Raw genomic sequence first — 21,237 nt, 5'->3', positions numbered from 1 at the left:
ACTTTCTCTATACAATTTCAACTATTGTTACTCCCAAACCACCTTCGTTCTGTCCGCCACTACGATATGATCCTACATATTTATTATTTTTCAAATGCTCTGCAATATTTTTCTTCAAAATTCCTGAACCAACTCCATGAATAATAGTAAATGAATCATAGCCCATTAATAAAACTTTATCCAAATATTCATCAATCGCTCTTAATGCTTCTTCTGTATTTTTACCAATAACATTTATTTCTAAAGAAACATTTCCTATATTATTTTTTATATTAATATAATTTGATTCTCTTACCTTCTCTTTAGCCAAAGGTTTAACTTCTGATTTTTTTATATTTAATTTTAAAGATCCTAATTTTATTTGCAACACATCTCCTTTTATATCAAGAACAGTTGCTCGTTGATTATATTTTAAAACTAATACATCATCACCTATAACTATACTATCATTATTATTTTCCTCTATATTAAATATTGTATTAGAAAAATTAACCTTATAGCTATCAATATCTTTTATAACTTCATTGAATTCATGCTGTTTTATACTTTGATTACTTTCTTTAAATTCTGTATATATTTTCAAAAGTTTATCTTTTCTTAATTCAATATCTTGATTTAATTCACTATACATTTTCTCATACAAACTATCTTTATACTTATAATAATCTTCTAAATGATTACTAAGTGTATTTTTTATTTTTTCTGCTTCTTTAATTTCTTTATTTAAAATAATAATCTTATTATCATACTCTTGAATATTTTGATATAACTTGTCTATAAATATATTGTTTTCTTTTTCTGTTTCTTTAAGATAACTATTAGCTTCCTCTACAATATTTTCGTCCAATCCAAGTTTATACGAAATATTTATAGCGTTAGATTTTCCTGGTAATCCTATAATAAATTTGTAAGTGGGCTTTAATAAATCAAAATCAAATTCTAATGAAGCATTTTTATAATAATTTGATCTAAAACAATAATCTTTAATTTCTGGATAATGAGTTGTACATAATACAGTTGCTCCCAGTGATTTGAATTTATTTAATAATGCCATAGATAACCCTGCACCTTCACTAGGATCAGTTCCTGAACAAAGTTCATCTAATAAAACTAAACTTTTGTTATTAACTTTCTTTAAAATATCTACGATATTAGTCATATGTGAAGAAAATGTTGATAAATTATTTTCTATTGATTGATTATCTCCTATATCAATAAATACATCTTGATAGTATCCTATTTTTGAATCTACGTTAGTAGGAATATATAAACCTAAGTGTGCTAATGCTACACATAGACCTACTGTCTTTAAAATAACTGTTTTTCCCCCTGTGTTAGGTCCAGTTATTATCAAAGAATCTTTGTCATTATCTAGATAAATATCATTTTTCACCACAATATCGGGCTCTATAAGAGGATTATAAGCTTTCTTTAAGTCTATAAATTGACTATCTACCATAATAGGTTTCACAAATCCTTTATTATTAGCAAAATTAATTTTTGAAAAAATAAATTCTACATTAGCAAAATTATCTAAAGAGTATATAAGATCATCTCCGAAGTTTGCAACCTCTGAAGTAGCTTCACGTAAAATTTTTAAAATTTCTTCTTTTTCCTTACGAGAAAGAATGCTAATTTCATTATTTATAATAACATTTTCCCTAGGTTCTACATAAAAAGTATTTCCTGAAGCTGATTCATCGTGAATAATACCACCAAAATCATTTTTATATTCCGGTTTAACTAAAATAACATCTCTATCATTTCTTTTTGTAATAATTGCTTCTGTTAATTTATTAGTATTTCGTCTAATTATATTTTTCAATATATTATCTGACTTTGATTTTAATTTCCTTTTACTATCTCTAATACTTTTTAATTCAATAGAAGCATCTTCTCTAATATATCCATCCTCATCAACTATTCTGTTTAAGTAATCAATCAAACACTTATAATCTGCTATATTATCAATATATTTTGATATATACGGATAATCTACAGATTCTAATTTTTTTATATCATTAAATCTATTTTTAAATCTACTATAAGTAATTACATTTTGCAGAATATAAAATAATTCTTTTTCAGATAATATACTTTCTATTTTAGCTTTCTTTATACTATTATAATAATTATATATTTTTAATCTGAATTCGTTAGGATACTTATTAAGTAATTTTTCAACTTCTTCATTTTCATTATGAATAGCAATTAATTTATTATAATCTTTTATATATTCTAAATTTTTAAACCTTTCTTTTGATAGTTCAGAATAACAATAATTATCTACATCTTTTAACACTAAATCTATATTCAATTTTTTATTAATTGATGATTCCATAAGCTATCTCCTTGCCTACTTTTATTGTTAAAGTATACAATTACATCTTTAATTTGTCAATAATCAAGAGAAATAGTAAATGTCTTACAATAATATAAATATTTTTCAATAATAAAGTAAAAAGATATTAAACAGCTTACGAAACTATATTTCATTTTTCTATGTAATATGATATGATGTACTTTGGATTGTAAGAGGGCTTTGTCCCTTACAAAAACTTATTTTTTGCTAGTCTTCTTTCGAGAAGACTTTTTCTTTTTGTTTCTATCAATCGTTATATTTGCTATTCATATAAGTAAGATTTTCCTATACTCAACATCAACTCACTACTTTCTTCAAAGGAATTATATCCTTTTCTTTTCTTAAAACTAGGGTCTTAATAAACATTGAAATAACATTATACTCTCCTATTGTATTTTATTTTTTTTTGTAATTTTTGAAAAAAATATTGCTAAATTCAAAAATAATAGTTATAATTATAGAAAATAGTTATTAATCACTTAAATTAGAGGGATATACTTATAGCAAAATATAGCCCTCCAGAAATAGAAAGTATTTCGCAAAAAAGCTTAACCACTTATCTCAAATAAAAGGTAAACATTATATAGTTACAAATACATTTAAGTTACAATTAAAGGCGAAACTATTGATTTAAACTATATATACGATTAAAACAAAAAAGAATACAAAAATTAATATAATATTAAAAGTAGATTTTATTATGAACAAATCTAAAATTTTATTAACAACATTATTATCAGATGCTGTTATTATAAGTGGATGCTCTAGTAAAGAAGAAACAAAGTCAACAACAGAGTCTTCATCTTCATCTTCTAGCTCATCAAATAAAACAGAAACTTCTAAAGATAAAGTTTACGGATTAAATGAAGATTGGGTCGTAGATGGGCAGTGGAAATTAAAAACTGATAGTGTTACAACTACGACAGAAAGAAATCAATTTTCTGAAGACAATCCTGCACAAGTTGTTGTTATAACCTATACGTATGAAAATCTAGGTTATACGGGAGAGATACAAGATTTATTCTTTACACCTAAACAAGTCGTAGATGAAGGTAAAAAGGTAGCAAAATATATCCTGCTGGAGCTAAAAATATACAGCATCTGTACCAGAGGGTACTAGCTCAAGAAGCTTACGGTTTAATTACAGAAAGTAAAACTATTAAAGTTATATTTGAAAAATATGACAATAATAAGAAAATACAAAAAGCTACATTTGAAGTTCCTGTACAATAACTTCAATCGAAATACTATATGCTTATCCTTTAAAATTAGAAAAGGACGAAGAAAAATAAAAAAGGGAGTAACAAAGCGTTGCTCCCTTAAAACTTAATTATTAAATAATCAATTATATAGTCATCTTAAATTCACTGATTTACAATCGTAAAAAATATTAACACTATTCGTAATTACTCGTATAGTAGGTGTTTATATATTATTTTTTCAAATTAAAATTAATTCTTTACCCTCTAAATCCACTTTTCCGTCATATTTAACCGATACATTTTTACGATTATTATTTTCAGAGTCCATAGAAATTATTGCATCTTCTAAAATAAAATCATCAATTAATACTTTTGTATTATTTCTAAATGATTCAGGTAGATTATTATCTAAACTTAATAATATCCTATTACCGAATTTAAAAACTTTAATTATTTTCATTTTCTAGCAACCCCCTGAAATCTATTTTATATATTTTATTTTCGATTTAACTTCTTATCCTTATATTTAGGTAAAGTATAGCTTTCAGAATTTTTAATATATTTTTTCTTTAGTGTACTATTATCTAATTTTTAAAAATAGATATAGGACCTTCTGAATTTTTTTATCAAATATTGTTAATTGTAATCAAAAAACTAATATAAAAATAATATGTTCATGCACAATAATTTTTCCGTATAAAATTACTATATATATATATATATATATCTTTATGACATTTGTATACTTTTTAAAATCATAAAGATATACACATAGTTATATCAATGGTCTATATGTTAAATTATCTATCACCGTTAAAAATTGAATTTTTTACAATTACATAATCTACCTTTCTTAGTGAAGATACGTCTGTACCTCCAGCATACGAAATTGATGATTGTAAATCTTGTTGCATCTCAATCAAAGTATCAAACATATCACCTTTATGAAGAGTTAAAATTTTCTTGCCTTCTACATTTTTTCTCTCACCTTTTTGGAATTCTGATGCACTACCAAAATATTCTTTATATTTCTTACCATCTATTTCTATAGTTTCTCCAGGACTTTGTTCGTGACCAGCAAAAAGTGATCCTATCATTACAAATGTAGCTCCAAATCTAATTGATTTTGCTATATCACCGTGATCTCTTATACCTCCGTCAGCAATAACAGGTTTACTTGCAGCTTTTGTACACCATCTAAGTGCAGCTAGTTGCCACCCACCTGTTCCAAATCCTGTTTTTAGTTTTGTTATACATACCTTTCCTGGACCTATACCAACTTTTGTTGCATCAGCACCTGCATTCTCTAATTCACGAACAGCTTCTGGTGTACCTACATTTCCAGCAATAACAAATGATGTAGGTAAATGCTCTTTAATAAATTTAATCATTTCTATCACTTTATTAGAGTGCCCATGAGCTATATCTATAGTTATATATTCTGGCTCTAAATTATTTTTCTTTAATTCTAGAACAAAATCAAATTCTTCGTTTTTTATTCCTATACTAATTGAAGAAAATAAATTTAATTCTTTCATTTTTTTTACAAAATTTAATCTACGTTCTGGATTAAATCTATGCATTATATAGAAGTAGTCTTTGCTAGCTAGTTGCTCTGCTAAATTTTCATCAATAATAGTTTGCATATTAGCTGGAACTACTGGTAATTTAAAGCTTCTATTACCTAGTATAACTTCTGTGCTACACTCTGATCTACTATTAACAATACACTTATTTGGTATAAGTTGTACATCTTCATAATCAAATATTCTCATATCATTTATCATATGGGACCTCCCGAAAGGTTAATTATATTTGGCTTTAGCCATAAATATAATACACTAATAGAATTTATTTGTAAAGTGATTAATTTATTTTATTTTTAAGCTTAGCTATTCTATCTCTTCCATTAATATCTTTATAAATATTTACATCATAATTATTTAAATGTGCCAATTTTTCTAATTTTTCTTTTTGGTCATATCCAATTTCAAAAAATATTAATCCATTATTAGTTAAATAATCAACTGCATTTTCTAATATTTCTCTATAAAAATACATTCCATCTTCTTCTGCAAACAATGCCAAATGTGGATCATAATCTAAAACATCACTCGTCATATTTTCTTTATAATCATATGAAATATACGGAGGATTCGATACAATTATATCAAAATTATCGTATATATTTTCAAAAATATTAGATCTTATAAATTGTATATTTTCTTTGTGGTACAAAGCATTATTTTTTGCTATATGCAAAGCTTCATCACTAATATCACTAGCAGTTACATTAATATTTAAGTCCGATAATTCCTTTTTCAAAGTAATTGCTATAATTCCGCTACCAGTACACAAATCTAATATTTTTATATTATTTAAATTGTTACTTCTTATATAATCTACTACTTTATAAACAAGTTCCTCTGTTTCCATTCTAGGAGATAATACGGCTGTAGTTACTTTGAATTTTCTATCATAAAAATAATCAAATCCTACTAAATGACTAAGAGGTTTATTATATTTTATATGTTCATTAATTAATAGAAAATATTTATCAATAATTTCTTTCGTTAAATCTTCTTTATACTTATTAATAAATTTATTAGGTTTCTCGTCTAATAAGTACATCAATAAAAATCTTGCTATACTCTCTTCTTTTCCTTGTTCTCTCAAAAGAGAACAAGCTTTTGCTAAAGCCTGTTCTCTTCTCATTATAATTCATCACCTTTATTTAATTCTGCCATTTTTTCTGTCTGCTCTGCTATACGCAAAGCTTCCATTATCTCATCTAGTTTTCCGTCTACTATCTGATCTAATTTTTGGATAGTTAATCCTATTCTATGGTCAGTCACTCGATTTTGCGGATAATTATATGTTCTTATTCGTTCTGAACGATCTCCTGTTCCTACTTTTGATTTTCTTTCCGCATCAAATTTAGCTTGTTCTTCTTGTTGGAATTTATCATAAACTCTAGCACGTAAAACTTTCATTGCTTTTTCTTTATTTTTTATTTGCGAACGTTCATCTTGCATGGATACCACTACTCCTGTTGGAATATGTGTCAACCTAACTGCCGACATTGTAGTATTAACAGATTGTCCACCTGCTCCACTTGATGCAAATGTATCAACTCTTATATCATTTTCATTGATTTCTACTTCTACTTCTTCTGCCTCTGGTAATACAACTACTGTTGCTGTAGAAGTATGGATACGTCCACTTGATTCTGTCGTAGGTATTCTTTGAACCCTATGTGCTCCACTCTCAAATTTCATTTTTGAATAAACTTCATCGCCAGAAATAATAAATATAGCTTCTTTAATACCACCTATTCCTGTTTCCGAACGTTCTAATAAATCTACTTTCCAACCTTGTGTTTCTGCATAACGAGTATACATTCTTAATAAATCACCCGCAAAAAGAGCTGCTTCATCACCACCTGCTGCTCCTCTAACCTCTACTACAACGTTCTTGCTATCGTTTGGATCTTTCGGTAATAACAAAATTTTTAATTCTTCTTCCATTGGATCTACAGAAGATTCTAATTCCTTAAGCTCTTCTCTCATCATTTCTTGCATTTCTTTATCTTCTTCTATATCAAGAAGTTCTTTTGTATCTTTAATTTGATTAATTATATTTTTATATTCTCTAAATACTGAAACTGTTTTTTCTATAGATCTTTGTTCTTTAGAATAATCCATTAATTTTTTTGTATCACTAACTATATCTGGATCGCTAAGCAATTCATTTAAGCGTTCATATCTTTCTTCAACTATTTCTAGTTGTCCTAATATTTCCATAATACCTCCTAAAATTATCTATCTATTTCGTAGCAATGACGACATCTTGCTTCATAAGATTCACTAGCTCCTATAACAACAATTTCATCATCATATTTAGCTGGTTTTCCATCTAATAATCTTTGACTTCTACTAGCTTCTCTACCACATTTACTACATACTGCGTGTAATTTAGTTACTATTTCACTTATTGCCATAATTTCTGGCATTGGATAAAAAGGTTCTCCTCTAAAATCCATATCTAAACCTGCTACTATAACTCTTATTCCTTTATTTGCTAAATTATTAATTACATATACAATATCTTCATCAAAAAATTGAATTTCATCTATGCCTATAATATCATATTTTTCTTCTTTTATATATTTATAAATATCTTTTGAATTTTCTATACATATAGAATCATAGCTATTTCCATTATGTGTTGATACTTTCCCTGCTTCATATCTATTATCAATAGTAGGCTTAAACAGTAGAACATTTTGTTTAGCTATAACTCCTCTTTTAATTCTTCTTAAAAGTTCTTCTGACTTACCTGAAAACATACTCCCACATATGCATTCTATCCATCCTCTTTTTCTATCTTCAAACATATATTCTCCTGCTATCAATTATACTATTATTTACAAAAAATATAACAAAAACAGACAACTTAATAGTGTCTGTTTTTAAAATTTTACTTGATTCCGTATTTTTTGTTGAAACGTTCAACACGTCCATCTGCTTGAGCAAATCTTTGACGTCCTGTGTAGAATGGGTGTGTATCTGAACTAATTTCCACTTTTAATAATGGATACTCATTTCCATCTTCCCAAACGATTGTTTCTTTAGCTGGTTTTGTAGAACCACTTAAAAACTTAAATCCACTAGTAGTATCCATAAATACAACTTTACGGTAATCTGGATGTATTCCTTGTTTCATTTTTATTCTCTCCTTCTGCCCTGAACATTTATTATATGAACAGAGTTATTTTTGAGTGACTAAATCACATACCTAAATATTATAATTAATAATAAAAAAAAAATCAAGTATTATTTAAAATAAAATGCATTTTTTTGTCAATTATATCTATTTACCACTCTAAAAAAGTCTATTTTTACATAATAAACAGATGTCAACAAAAAAAGTTGACACTTTTCAGAAAAATCTATTGACTTTCTTAATTTATAGTGATAGAATATTTACTAGCTTAAAACTTAGCTTATTGATTCAACTTTTCATTAAATACCCATAAACACACAAATAAATAATAAAAGTTGAAGTATAAAAGGAGTATAAAAATGGCAGTAAAAATCCGTTTAAAAAGATTAGGTGCTAAAAAATCACCTTTCTACCGTATCGTTGTTGCTGATTCAAGAGCACCTCGTGATGGTCGTTCAATAGAAACTATTGGAACTTATAACGCAGTTAAAGATCCAGCAGAAGTTAAAATTGATGAAGAATTAGCTTTAAAATGGTTAGGAAATGGTGCACAACCATCTGATACTGTAAGAAGTTTATTATCAAAAGAAGGAATAATGAAAAAATTCCACGAATCTAAATTAAACAAATAATAAAAAATACCTTAATGAAATATTTCATTAAGGTATTTTTTATTAAGCTCTATTGTTAGAATTAGTTCCAATAGATGATTGATTTCTCCTAGGTGATACTTGATTCGTTCCATTATTTATATTACTGCTATTGGGTGCAACATATTGTTGTGAAGATGCTTGTTGATCTTGAGGTACTGAATTATTAGGAATTTCTTGAACATTATTACTACTATCTTGTGAATTTTGTAAATTATCTGCTACTTTATCTGAAATAACTAATTTTTCTTCATTAGCAGGAAACGTTATTGCATCAAGTGATAACCTCAATAAAGGTATTAATTTTCCTTCTATTAATTTTTCTATATTATATATATTATTTTCTTTATCTATACTTGAAAGTAATTGATCTTTCTCTTCTTGAGATAAACTACTACTATTTATCTTATCTTTATAATAATCAACTTTTTGTTCTTTTATACTTGTTACTAATACGTACCCTTTTTCATTATTATAAGTAAATTCTTTTTCTTCCATTAATCTATAGTCATTAACAATAGTATCATTATTTCTAATACTTTGACTAGTTGTCTTTTTATTTAATGAAATTTCTATAGTTTTTTCAGTATTAGCAGCAAATTTTTCTATATATACTTCTGACACCTTACTGTCTTTAACCCCTACCTCTAATACTACATCTGCTAATTCTCTACTAGAAATATTTTTTAATTTTAATATAAGTGTGTTATTATTAACTTCTGTACTAATCTCAATATTTTTTTTATTTTCTACAACTACTTCTTTAGTAGAATAATTATTTTTAACTATATTATCACTTGCTTTTGATAGTTTATCATTATGATAATAAAGTGATCCCGCTATTATCGTAAGCGACAATAATGAAACTCCAATTCCTATTTTATTAATATTATTCATTTTATATTCCCCTAATCTAAAAAAATAAACCAAGAGATATAGCTCTCCTGGTTTGTATGACGTCCCGAAAGGGATTCGAACCCCCGACCGACGGCTTAGAAGGCCGTTGCTCTATCCTGCTGAGCTATCGAGACATAAAATAATTAAGTACTTGTCTTAAGCACTATAATAGTATACCTTTTTTTAAAAAAGTTGTCAATAGTTTTTTTGAAAAAATTGCAGAAGATTAAATTCATAATCTTCTGCATAAAAAATTATCTTCTTAGTCCTAATGATTTAATTAAATCACGATATCTTTGAATATCTTTTTTAATTAGATAATCTAATAAGTGACGACGACGGAATACTTTTTTCAATAATCCACGACGTCCTGCATGATCTTTTTTATGTACTTCTAAATGTTGTGTTAAAGCTTCAATTTCAGCTGTTAACACTGCTACTTGTACTTCTGGAGAACCAGTATCTGATTCATGAGTACGGTACTTAGCGATAATTTCATTTTTTCTTTCTTGACTAATTGCTGCCATTTGGCACCTCCATAAAAATTTTTTCCCCTTAATCTTAGTATAAAATCTGGAGTTTTTCTACACCAGGAATAAGGACTTTTTATATTCTACAATATTTTTTGCGTTTTTGCAATATATTAAATAATATTTTCTAAATTTTCTTTATAAGCAATTTCTCTGTCTAATTCTAGTTGTAATTTTAAATCATCTAAATTATTAAATTTTTTTTCTGATCTTATAAACTTATAAAATTCTAATTCAATAAATTCTCCATATATCTCTTTATCAAAATCTAATATATGTGTTTCAACAAAAATCTTATCCAAATTAGATACGGTAGGATTTCTTCCTATGTTTGTAATTCCTTTATAGTACTTTCCTAGTACTTTAACCTTAGTTATATATACACCTAATTTTTCTGGAACAACACAATTATCAACTAAATTTATATTAGCTGTAGGAAAATTAATAGTTCTACCAAGTTGTCTACCCTTTACTACTTCTCCTGATAATTTATATGGTCTTCCTGTAAATTTATAGTAAGAAGATAAATCACCGTTTTTTATTAACTCTCTAATTTTAGTTGTAGATATTTTCTCACCATTTAATAACTGTTTTTCTATTACATTAACATTTATATTATAATCCGTATATTCTTTTATAAATTCAGGACTCCCTTGACCTTGGTACCCAAAAGAATAGTCATATCCGCAGTAAACATCATCTACATTCAATCTTACTAATACATCATCTACAAATTTTTCTTTAGTTAATTTTCTAAACAAATCATTAAATTCTATAATATATACTTCATCTATACCTAATTCATCAAGTATTTTTAATTTTATATGTTCGGGCGTTATAAGATTTAATTTTGTTTTAGTAAAATATTCTTTAGGACTTTTATCAAAAGTAATTAAAGTAGAAATTTTATTAGTAGCTCTAGCTTTATTTACTGTACTCACTATTATTTCTTTGTGTGCCAAATGAATACCATCAAAAAATCCTAATGCTGCTACTCTTCTTTTTGTATCTTTATTTATTTCTTTTAAATTAGAAATTTTAAAAAAATCCATAATTTTACCTTCTATCATCATTCTATTTTCTTAGGAAAAGTTGTTTTTACAGATAATAAATCATCTTCTAAATTTTTTAATATATAGACAGCTATAGCCTCATTATTATATGTAAAAACTACTCCCTTACTAAAATCTAAAGTAGGAAATTGATCTTTCCTAAATCTAAGTCCATTCATAATTTGTTTTGCTCTAAACTTAGGAACTTCATAACTAACAAACTTTTCTAAAGCATATTCTTTAGGCAATAATTTAGTAGTAATTTCTGACCCTAGGTTTTCTATTTCACCCAAAGTTAATGTATCATCAATAGTTATTTTCCCACTTGATGTTCTAGTTAATTTACTCATACAACTTGGAACATTCAACATCTCGCCTATTTGAGTAGCTAAAGTTCTTATATATGTACCCTTTCCGCACTTTATATCTATTGTAAAATAAAGCTTCCCATCTTTTTTATAAAAACTGTTTTCTAAAATATTTATACTATAAACAGTAACTTCTCTAGTAGGAATTTCAATATCAAAATTCCCCATACGAGCATACTCATAAAGCTTTTTCCCATTAACTTTTATAGCAGAATAAATCGGTGGCTTTTGAATAATATTACCTACTAAACTATCACAAACTTTTTTTATTTTATCTAAAGAAATATTTTCTATATTTACATTTTCTAAAATATCCCCACTTAAATCTTCAGTAGTAGTTTTTATTCCTAGACAAACTTCTGCTCTATATCCTTTTCCTAAATCCATTGCATAATCGCTAACCTTTGTACTATCTCCTAATAAAATTAATAATACTCCGTCAACATCTGGGTCAAGCGTTCCTGAATGTCCTACTTTTTTCATATTTAAAATTTTTCTAAGTTTAAAAACTACGTCGTGACTAGTCATACCTCTATTTTTATATACAGGTAAAATACCGTTATACATTTTCTTTCTCTTCTTTCAAACAATTTGGACAAAGTCCATAAATTTCAAACTTGTGACTATCTACTTTATAACCTTTTAATTCTTCAATATCTAATTTACTGCACAAATCAATATGAATAATTTTAGCTTTGCCACATTTTAAACAAATATGATGATGGTGATGATGATCTGTGTCTATGCAAGATACTTTGAAAAATCTTTCTCCATTTATTTCTGTCATTTCCAAAATTCCTAAATCTACATAAGTACTCAAGTTTCTATAAATAGTGTCAAAGCTAAGCCCCGGATAATCTTTCCATAGAATTTCTGAAATATATTTTGCATTTATATATCTATCTTCTTCTACCAGTACTTGTATCATTAATCTTCTTTTATCAGTGTACTTATATCCATTTTCTTTAAGAATAGTCATTAAACTATCTACTTTTTTATCGACATCACTCATATACCATCATCCCTTCTACTAAATATTTTTAAAATCTATGAATTTTTGATTGCGTAACATTTCTATTTCATATTTGTATGGCGCAAATTCTTTATTTTCTCCGTACCAAGGTGTTTCTAGAATCTTAGGAATATTAGCAAATTGATCTAAATGTACAATTCTATTTATTGCTTCAAATCCTATTCCACCATACCCTATATTTTCGTGACGGTCTTTGTGCGCTCCTAAAAAATTCTTACTATCGTTAACGTGTAAAACTTGTATTCTATTAAGACCTATTAATTTATCAAACTTTGTAAGAACGCCATCTAAGTCATTTACAATATCATATCCAGCTTCAAAGAAATGACAAGTATCGAAAGTAACAGTTAGCTTATCATTATGAACAACTCCATCAATTATTGTAGCTATTTCTTCAAAAGTTTTTCCACATTCGCTACCTTTTCCTGCCATTACTTCAAGAGAGATATTAGTTGTCATATCTTGTCTTATAACCGTGTTTAATCCTTTTATAATACTTTCAATACCTTTATCAACTCCAGCTTGAACGTGAGCGCCTGGATGAAGAACCATATTTTTAGCTCCTATTTTTTCTGTTCGTTTTATTTCTAATGTTAGAAATTCTACTGCTAACTCATATGTTTCTGGCTTTATTGTATTACCCAAATTAATAATATACGGTGCGTGTACAACTATATCAGAAATATTATTATCTTTCATAATTTGCTTTGCTTCATCTATTCTTAATTCTTCAATCGGTTTTCTTCTTGTATTTTGCGGAGCACCTGTATAAATCATAAAAGTATCACTTCCATAGCTTAATGCTTCTTTTACTGAACCTATCATCATATCTTTTCCAGACATTGAAACATGCGAACCTATTTTTAAATTTTTCATTATTTACCTCTATTCATCCTATTTTGACGTTTTGCAAATTTTCTTCTTTCTTTTTGTTTTAATTTGTCCATTTTATACTTATGTTTTTTCTTATATCCAGGTTTTACTTTTTTACTAGATTTCAACTTAGATTTTAACTTGTTTGTTAAATTATGATCTGCTACTACTTTTTGTCTATTTTGACGTTTATTTCTATCTTTTATTTCAACAAACTCTTCGTCCTTTATATCTTTATGTTCAAAAACTATACCACGTTGTTCTAATTCTTGTAATTTATCTTCATCTTTATTACTGTATATAGTTATACATTCTCCACTAAGACCTGCTCTACCTGTACGACCAGCTCTATGGATAAAGAAATCTAAATCATTAGGAATGTTATAATTTACTATATGACTTACCCCTTCTATATCTATTCCTCTACTCATTAAATCACTAGCTACAACATAAGTAAAATCTAAATTATTAATTCTCTTTTGCATTTGCTTTCTTTCTCGAGGTGTCAAATCTCCATGTAAAACACCGACATTCAAACCACGAGATATCAAGTAACTACTTATTTCTTCTACTTCTGTTTTTTTATTAGCAAAAATAATAGCCAAATAAGGATTAATTATAGTAGTTATTTCATATAATTTTTCTAATCTACTAGAACTTTTTATAGGCAATAGTATATAGTCAATTTTACCATTGTTTGCATTGTCTACTTCTATATATTGTGCATTTTTGACATATTTTTTCAAAAAATGTGACATTTGATTAGGTATTGTTGCAGAAAAAACTAAAAATTGACAATTTTTTGCTGCTCTAGTAGCTATTTTGTCAATATCTGGCATAAATCCTAAATCTATCATCATATCACATTCGTCAACAACTATAGTTTCTACTTCTTTAATAGATAATACACTAGCCCTATCTAATTCTAATATTCTAGTAGGAGTACCTATAATAATATGTGGAGCATTAGATACTCTATCAATATCTCTATTTAAATCCTGTCCTCCTATAAAAAGAGAAATTTTTATTTCTTGTTTAGAAAATTTAGCGATATGAACTGCCATATCAAACAGTTGTCTTGATAACTCTCTAGTTGGAGCCATTATTATACTTTGAGTTTTTTTATTTTCTACATTTAATTTGCTAAATATTGGTAATAAAAAAGAATGACTTTTCCCACTACCTGTTTGTGACTTTGCTACAACATTTTTGTATTTTAACACTGGTGAAAAAACTCGTTCTTGTATTTTCGTAGGATTTTTAAAACCTAAATCTACTACAGCATCATTTACAAATTTTTCAAACTTAAATTGTTCAAAAGATTTAGATAACATTTTTTAATTCTCCATTCTATTTTCAAATCATTGTTAATTATACTATAAAAAAAAGTTTTTTTCTATTTTTTAATATATATTTATAAAATAACTATAGTTCTTTATTAATAAATTACACTATAAATAATTAAATTTAACTAACCAATATTTTAATATTAACAATAGCGTAATATTAAAATTATATATAATAAAAAAATTAGAAGAAAGTCGATATCTTTCTTCTAATTTTCTTATTAGCCGTTATATTGAGCAGTATATAAATCATAATAAAAACCTTTTTGAGATAATAGTTCTTTATGATTTCCTTGTTCTAGTAGTTCTCCATCTTTTATCACTACGATTTTATCTGCATTCTCTATAGTTGATAACCTATGTGCAATTACTATAGTTGTTTTTTCTGACATTATTTTATCCATTGCTTTTTGAATAGTTTTTTCTGTTTTACTATCAATATTAGATGTTGCTTCATCTAAAATATAAATATCTGGATTACCTACTAATGCTCTAGCAATTGTTAATAATTGCTTCTGTCCTGCAGAAATATTATCCATTTTCTCATTCAAAATGGTATTGTATCCTTGAGCTGTTTGTCTTATAAATGTATCTGCTCCTGCTCGAGTAGCTGCTTTATATACATCCTCTTCAGTAGCACTATCATTACCATATTTTAAATTATCCATAATAGTTCCATTAAATAACCAAGTTTCTTGTAGAACCATTCCCATTTTTCTTCTAACTGTTTCTTTTTTATACTTAGTAATATCTGTTCCATCTAGTTTAATTTTTCCACTTGTAGCATCATAAAATCTCATTAATAAATTTATGAATGTTGTTTTACCGCTTCCTGTAGGTCCCACTATAGCTACAGTTTCTCCTGGTTTAATATTGAATGAAATATTTTTCAAAATATTTTTAGTTTTATCATATCCGAAAAATAAATTCTCTATATCTAGTTTACCTTTAACTTCTTGTAATTCCAATGTTTCGCTATTATCTTCTTCTGGATTATCCAACACCTCAAAAACTCTATCACTTGCAGCTATTGTAGACTGTAAAAGTGATGAAATATTTGCTAAGTTACCTATAGGTTGCCCTAATTGTTTTACATATTGAATCATTGATTGAACATATCCTACTTCTAAACGGCCATTTAATACTTGAGCAAAACCTATTATCGTAATTAATACATAAGTTATATTATTAATAAACAATGATGTTGGGAAAATACTTGCTGATATTTTTTCTGCTTTTATTGCTTCATTACACAATTTATCATTTAATTTTTTGAAGTCTTTTAATGTTTCTTCTTTTCTATCAAACGTATTAATAACTTCATATCCAGTAAAATACTCTTCTACATATGAATTAACACCACCTAATGCATTTTGCTTTTTTCTATACAAAGGTTGAGATTTTTTAGCTCTTTTTAATGATACAAATATCGTTATAGGAATACTTGCTAATATAACAAAAGATAAATCAACACTTACAGTAAACATTACTACTACAATAGAAATGATAGCAAATAATGATTGTAAAAATTGAGTAATAATTTGACCTAAATTGTTACCAATAACCGTAATATCATTCGTTATTTTACTCATTATTTGACCAGTTTCATTTTGATCATAATATGATATAGGTAATTTTTCAAATTTCTTACGTAAATCTTTACGTAAACTATAAACAACATCTTTTGTTAACTTTACTGCTAAATATTGCATTACATAAGTAAATACCATTGATACAGTATATAGAGTTATTAAAACTTTAATTATAGGATACAGACTTGATAATTCTATTCTTCCAGTAGAAACAAAATCATTTATTATTATAGTAGTTGCTCTACCATAATATTTTGGCATAAAAGCACTACAAATAACTGCAACCAATGTAGCAACAATTGCTATTACTATAGAAAATTTATATCTAGATAAATATTTTAATAATCTAAATGATGATTTATTGCTCATTACATTTCTACCTCCTCTACTTGTGCGAAAATATCTTTATATGTATCATTACGTTCTAAAAGATCTTTATGTGTCCCTTGATCTATCAAAACACCTTCTTGCATAAGTAATACTTTGTCTGCTCCCATTAAAGAAGACTGACGTTGAGATATTATTATCTTAATACTATCTTTTTTATAATTATTTAAGTTATCTCTTATTAAGCTCTCTGTCTTATAATCTAGTGCCGAAAAACTATCATCAAAAATATAGACATCAGCTTCTTTTACTAAAGCACGAGCCATACATAATCTTTGTTTCTGTCCACCAGAGAAATTTTCTCCGTTTTTTTCTACTTTTGCATCTAAAAAACCATCTAATTTTTCTACGAACTCATAAGCTCCTGCTTGCTTCAATGCATCTATAATTTCTTCATTAGTGGCATCTGTTTTACCTATTAACATATTACTTCTTATAGTACCTTTAAACAATTTTTTCATTTGAGGAACATAACTTATTTTCTCTTTATAACTTGATAAATTGAAATTATCTACATTTTCTCCGTTTATCAAAATTTCTCCACTCGTTTCTCTATTTAACCTTACTAAATTGTTAATTATAGTACTCTTTCCACTACCAGTTGCACCTGTAATAGCCAACGTTTCTCCTTTATTTACAATAAAAGATACTTTCCTAATCAATGGATACTCTGCATCATCTAATGCGTAAGTAACTTTATTAAATTCGATACTGTTAATATTAGTTAAAATATTAGAAGATTTTACATCTTCAACAACTATTTCTTGATTAAACATTTCATCAATTCTACGTTTTGCCATTAACGCTTGTGGTACCATAGACATAATAAATGACATCATAATAAGAGCAATTATTACTTGCATACCGTATTGTTGTAGTGATATTAAATACTCAATATTAAGCTCGCCTTTATTGATTAAATATGCTCCCAAAAACATTACTGCTAAACTTGATAAGTTTGATATTACAGGAATAATAGTTGGAAAAAGTGCTATATGTTTATTAGCTTTAAATAAACTATTCGCAAACTGTATATTTGCTTTATCAAATTTTTTTGTTTCTGTTTTTTCTTTATTAAATGCTCTTATCACCCTAATACCAGTTATAAATTCACGTACTAATTTGTTAATTTTATCTGTATATTCTCTTTGAAGCTTAAAATAAGGATTAGCAAAAAATACAATAACTGATGTCATAATAGCCATAATAGGAATAAGTAATAAAAATATAAAAGATATACTAGCATTTATTCTTATAGCCATAAATGTAGCACCTATTAGTGTTATTGGTGCTGATGCTAAGATATATAGTGCCATTGTCATAACATTAGATATTTGATCTATATCGTTAGTTACACGAGTAATATAAGATGATGTTCCATACTTTTGAATATCTAAAGAAGAAAATTTTTGGAATTTTTTGTACAATTCATATCTAATATCCTTTGCATAATTAAATGTAATTTTTGTCATAAATCTTATACCTATCAAAGAACAACTAAAAATAATTATGGAAATAATAAACATATAAAATCCATTAGTATATATACTATTTTTATTTCCCAATAAAATACCATCTTTTAATATATGAGCAACCAATTCGGGCATTAGTAAGTTTAGTAGTACTTGTAACCCTATAATTAACATATAAATTAAAATATATTTTAAATATGGTTTGAATAATTTATTACTATTCATTTTTTCCTCCTAAAAGTTTATAATTATACCTTTTTTTTCACTTAAATTTTCATTAAATTTTTTCAATACAGCTAAACAATTATAAAACTCTTCATAATCTTCTATAACTGATAGCAAAAATTTTTCACTCTCTGTACAAAAAACATTATATATTCTTAAAGATTTCTCTGTAGGAACTATTATTGATATCCTTTTATCTTCCTTAGAATTTTTTCTTACAATTAGATTTTTCAGTTCTAATTTATTAAGAATTTGTACTACTGAGGAAACTTTTACTTTAAATTCATCTTGTAATATTTTCACATTTACTTCTTTGTTGCTATTAAATTTTTCTACTATAAATAATAAAGTTATTACTTCCTTATGAGATAAATCTCCTACTTTAATTTTCTCTATAAGTAAACTTTTTAATTTCCCTGTAGTCATCCCTAATTTTTTATACAACTTATTATTCATCTTAAACTCCTTAAAACAATATACATAGGCTACCTATTGATTATATGAAATATTTTCATTGTTGTCAATTATATTTTCAAAAAAATCTTATTAAATTAAGTTTAAACTTAATTTAATAAGATTTTTGAATTAATTTTATTCTTCTGCATACTTAGCTTTTCTAGCCATTCTTTCTCTAGCTGACTTATCTAATTCTTTTTTACGAAGTCTTATAGACTCTGGAGTAACTTCTAGATATTCATCATCATTTAAGTATTCAAGACTTTCTTCTAAAGTCATAATTTTAGCCTTTTTCAATGTTACTGTTTGATCTTTAGTAGAAGAACGAACATTAGTTTGAGCTTTGGCTTTAGTTATATTGACAGTTAAGTCGTTTTCTCTGTTATTTTCACCTACTATCATACCACCATAAACGTCTGTCCCTGGTTCTATAAATACTAGACCTCTATCTTCCAAACTAGAAATAGAATAAGCTGTAGATTGTCCATTTTCAAGTGCAACTAATACACCATTTCTACGTCCTCCCACACGACCTTTTTGCATAGGTTGGTAAGAGTCAAAAGTATGGTTTAAAATACCGTATCCTTTTGTCATTGACATAAATTCTGTTCTATATCCTATAAGCCCTCTTGCTGGAACATTAAATATTAATCTAGTTTGACCATTTCCATCTGCTTGCATATCAATCATATCACCTTTGCGTTGTCCAAGTGATTCAATAACAGCTCCTACAGATTCATCTGGAGTATCAATTTGAACTCTTTCTACTGGCTCACAATCAACTCCATCTATATTTCTTATAATGACTTCTGGTTTAGAAACTTGTAATTCATAACCTTCTCTTCTCATATTTTCTATAAGAATAGATAAATGCAATTCTCCTCGACCACTTACAATCCAAGAATCACTACTAGCTTGTTCTACTCTTAATGAAACGTCTGTTTCTAATTGTTGCATTAGACGATCTTCTATTTTACTAGCTGTTACAAATTTACCTTCTTTCCCAGCGAAAGGAGAATTGTTGACTAAAAATGTCATTTGTAACGTTGGTTCATCTATATGTAATATAGGTAATGCTTCTTGATGATCAGTTGGAGTTACTGTTTCTCCAACATTTATATCGTCCATACCACTTACGGCTACAATATCTCCTGCTTTTGCTTCTTGTATTTCTTCTCTCTTTAGACCAAAGTAACCGAAAATTTTTGTTACACGGAAATTCTTTGTAGTACCATCTAATTTAATTAAACTTACAGAATCTCCTACTTTCATACTTCCTCTAAATACTCTACCTATTCCTATACGTCCTACATAATCATTATAATCTAGTAATGCTGTTTGGAATTGCAAAGGTTCTGTACTATTATCAATCGGTGCAGGCACATATTTCAAAATAGTATCATATAAACATTTCATATTTTCATCTTGACTAGATGGATCACTATCTAACGAAGCTGTACCATTTATTGCAGAAGCATAAACTACAGGAAATTCTAACTGATTTTCGTCAGCACCTAGCTCTATAAATAAATCTAACACTTCATCAACAACTTCTTCTGGTCTTGCTGAATCTTTATCAATCTTATTAACTACTACTATAGGCTTTAAATGTTGTTCTAGTGCTTTTTTTAGAACAAATCTAGTTTGAGGCATCGTTCCTTCATATGCATCAACTACTAGTAATACACCATCTACCATTTTCATAATACGTTCAACTTCTCCACCAAAATCAGCGTGTCCAGGTGTATCTAAAATATTTATTCTTTTTCCTGCATAATCTATAGCTGTATTCTTGGCTAGTATTGTTATTCCACGTTCTCTTTCTAAATCATTAGAGTCCATAGCACGTTCTTCTACATGTTCATTAGATCTAAATATCCCTGATTGCTTTAATAATTCGTCAACTAATGTAGTTTTACCATGGTCAACGTGAGCAATAATTGCAATATTTCTAATATCTTCTCTAAAATTCATTATATATCTCCTTATTAATAATACTATATTATCTAAAAATAAATCTAACTTATAAATAATACCACTAATAGCATAAATTGTAAACTTGAAAAC

The 21,237-nt window shown here is 26.9% G+C and carries 20 protein-coding genes and 1 tRNA gene; 2 read left to right on the top strand and 19 right to left on the bottom strand.

The genetic code is table 11. From position 1 onward, the window contains the following. Positions 1–7: 7 nt before the first annotated feature. The gene (locus HZY83_RS04230; protein WP_179942825.1) at positions 8–2,341 is read right to left on the bottom strand and encodes an endonuclease MutS2; all 2,334 of its coding nucleotides are present in this window, start codon (positions 2,339–2,341) and stop codon (positions 8–10) included. A gap of 721 nt (positions 2,342–3,062) precedes the next feature. Between HZY83_RS04230 and HZY83_RS04225 the strand changes: the two genes are divergently transcribed. Continuing rightward, positions 3,063–3,482, top strand: a complete 420-nt coding sequence (locus HZY83_RS04225) for a hypothetical protein (protein WP_228098457.1) — start codon at positions 3,063–3,065, stop codon at positions 3,480–3,482. A gap of 320 nt (positions 3,483–3,802) precedes the next feature. Here HZY83_RS04225 and HZY83_RS04220 read toward each other — a convergent pair whose 3' ends face one another. The 6 genes from HZY83_RS04220 to HZY83_RS04195 all read right to left on the bottom strand — a co-directional run bounded on the left by HZY83_RS04220 (position 3,803) and on the right by HZY83_RS04195 (position 8,289). Next, positions 3,803–4,024 carry a hypothetical protein gene (locus HZY83_RS04220; RefSeq protein ID WP_179942824.1) on the bottom strand — a complete coding sequence of 74 codons (222 nt, stop codon included), beginning with the start codon at positions 4,022–4,024 and terminating at the stop codon, positions 3,803–3,805. 340 nt (positions 4,025–4,364) lie between these two features. Continuing rightward, entirely contained in the window at positions 4,365–5,339 is a 975-nt protein-coding gene (gene guaC / locus HZY83_RS04215; protein WP_218925337.1) for a GMP reductase, read from the bottom strand. Between the two features lie 91 nt (positions 5,340–5,430). Next, positions 5,431–6,279: a peptide chain release factor N(5)-glutamine methyltransferase gene (gene prmC, locus HZY83_RS04210; protein ID WP_179942822.1), complete on the bottom strand. Its 849-nt coding sequence runs from the start codon at positions 6,277–6,279 to the stop codon at positions 5,431–5,433. Next, on the bottom strand, positions 6,279–7,367 hold the full coding sequence (gene prfA / locus HZY83_RS04205; RefSeq protein ID WP_179942821.1) for a peptide chain release factor 1: 1,089 nt from the start codon (positions 7,365–7,367) through the stop codon (positions 6,279–6,281). Before prfA ends, prmC begins: the two co-directional genes overlap by 1 nt. 14 nt (positions 7,368–7,381) lie before the next feature. After that, a complete protein-coding gene (locus HZY83_RS04200) occupies positions 7,382–7,960 on the bottom strand; it encodes a thymidine kinase (protein ID WP_179942820.1) in 579 nt (192 codons plus the stop codon). A gap of 83 nt (positions 7,961–8,043) precedes the next feature. Next, a complete protein-coding gene (locus HZY83_RS04195) occupies positions 8,044–8,289 on the bottom strand; it encodes a type B 50S ribosomal protein L31 (protein WP_179942819.1) in 246 nt (81 codons plus the stop codon). Positions 8,290–8,648: 359 nt separating this feature from the next. On the opposite strand from HZY83_RS04195, the gene rpsP reads away from it, so the two are divergent. Then, positions 8,649–8,921: a 30S ribosomal protein S16 gene (gene rpsP, locus HZY83_RS04190; protein WP_179942818.1), complete on the top strand. Its 273-nt coding sequence runs from the start codon at positions 8,649–8,651 to the stop codon at positions 8,919–8,921. A 42-nt stretch (positions 8,922–8,963) separates the two neighbouring features. Here the strand turns inward: rpsP and HZY83_RS04185 are convergent, their stop codons facing one another. The 12 genes from HZY83_RS04185 to typA form a co-directional block, all read right to left on the bottom strand. Continuing rightward, positions 8,964–9,836 (bottom strand): hypothetical protein, encoded by an 873-nt coding sequence (locus tag HZY83_RS04185; RefSeq protein ID WP_179942817.1) that lies wholly within the window; start codon positions 9,834–9,836, stop codon positions 8,964–8,966. Between the two features lie 60 nt (positions 9,837–9,896). Continuing rightward, positions 9,897–9,970 (bottom strand) — tRNA-Arg (locus tag HZY83_RS04180). 120 nt (positions 9,971–10,090) lie between these two features. Continuing rightward, positions 10,091–10,363, bottom strand: coding sequence for a 30S ribosomal protein S15 (rpsO, locus tag HZY83_RS04175; protein ID WP_179942816.1), 273 nt, complete (start codon positions 10,361–10,363; stop codon positions 10,091–10,093). Between the two features lie 116 nt (positions 10,364–10,479). After that, positions 10,480–11,418: a bifunctional riboflavin kinase/FAD synthetase gene (locus HZY83_RS04170; RefSeq protein ID WP_179942815.1), complete on the bottom strand. Its 939-nt coding sequence runs from the start codon at positions 11,416–11,418 to the stop codon at positions 10,480–10,482. Between the two features lie 17 nt (positions 11,419–11,435). Continuing rightward, entirely contained in the window at positions 11,436–12,353 is a 918-nt protein-coding gene (gene truB, locus HZY83_RS04165) for a tRNA pseudouridine(55) synthase TruB (protein ID WP_179942814.1), read from the bottom strand. After that, complete coding sequence (locus HZY83_RS04160) at positions 12,346–12,798, bottom strand: Fur family transcriptional regulator (RefSeq protein WP_179942813.1); 453 nt, start codon at positions 12,796–12,798, stop codon at positions 12,346–12,348. Before HZY83_RS04160 ends, truB begins: the two co-directional genes overlap by 8 nt. Before the next feature lie 18 nt (positions 12,799–12,816). Beyond that, positions 12,817–13,695 (bottom strand): deoxyribonuclease IV, encoded by an 879-nt coding sequence (locus HZY83_RS04155; protein WP_179942812.1) that lies wholly within the window; start codon positions 13,693–13,695, stop codon positions 12,817–12,819. Beyond that, positions 13,695–15,026 (bottom strand): DEAD/DEAH box helicase, encoded by a 1,332-nt coding sequence (locus HZY83_RS04150; protein ID WP_179942811.1) that lies wholly within the window; start codon positions 15,024–15,026, stop codon positions 13,695–13,697. Before HZY83_RS04150 ends, HZY83_RS04155 begins: the two co-directional genes overlap by 1 nt. 233 nt (positions 15,027–15,259) lie before the next feature. Beyond that, complete coding sequence (locus HZY83_RS04145; RefSeq protein ID WP_179942810.1) at positions 15,260–16,999, bottom strand: ABC transporter ATP-binding protein; 1,740 nt, start codon at positions 16,997–16,999, stop codon at positions 15,260–15,262. Continuing rightward, positions 16,999–18,714: an ABC transporter ATP-binding protein gene (locus HZY83_RS04140; RefSeq protein WP_179942809.1), complete on the bottom strand. Its 1,716-nt coding sequence runs from the start codon at positions 18,712–18,714 to the stop codon at positions 16,999–17,001. The genes HZY83_RS04145 and HZY83_RS04140 overlap by 1 nt, the downstream gene beginning before the upstream one ends. A 9-nt stretch (positions 18,715–18,723) precedes the next feature. Continuing rightward, positions 18,724–19,170, bottom strand: coding sequence for a MarR family winged helix-turn-helix transcriptional regulator (locus HZY83_RS04135; protein WP_179942808.1), 447 nt, complete (start codon positions 19,168–19,170; stop codon positions 18,724–18,726). A gap of 135 nt (positions 19,171–19,305) precedes the next feature. Continuing rightward, the gene (gene typA, locus HZY83_RS04130) at positions 19,306–21,144 is read right to left on the bottom strand and encodes a translational GTPase TypA (RefSeq protein WP_218925333.1); all 1,839 of its coding nucleotides are present in this window, start codon (positions 21,142–21,144) and stop codon (positions 19,306–19,308) included. Positions 21,145–21,237: the final 93 nt, after the last annotated feature.

It is taken from the genome of Gemella sp. GH3 (genome assembly GCF_013415425.1).
Taxonomy (GTDB): domain Bacteria; phylum Bacillota; class Bacilli; order Staphylococcales; family Gemellaceae; genus Gemelliphila.
Note: the sequence above shows the minus strand (reverse complement) of the source record. Positions and strands in the feature narration are given on the sequence as shown.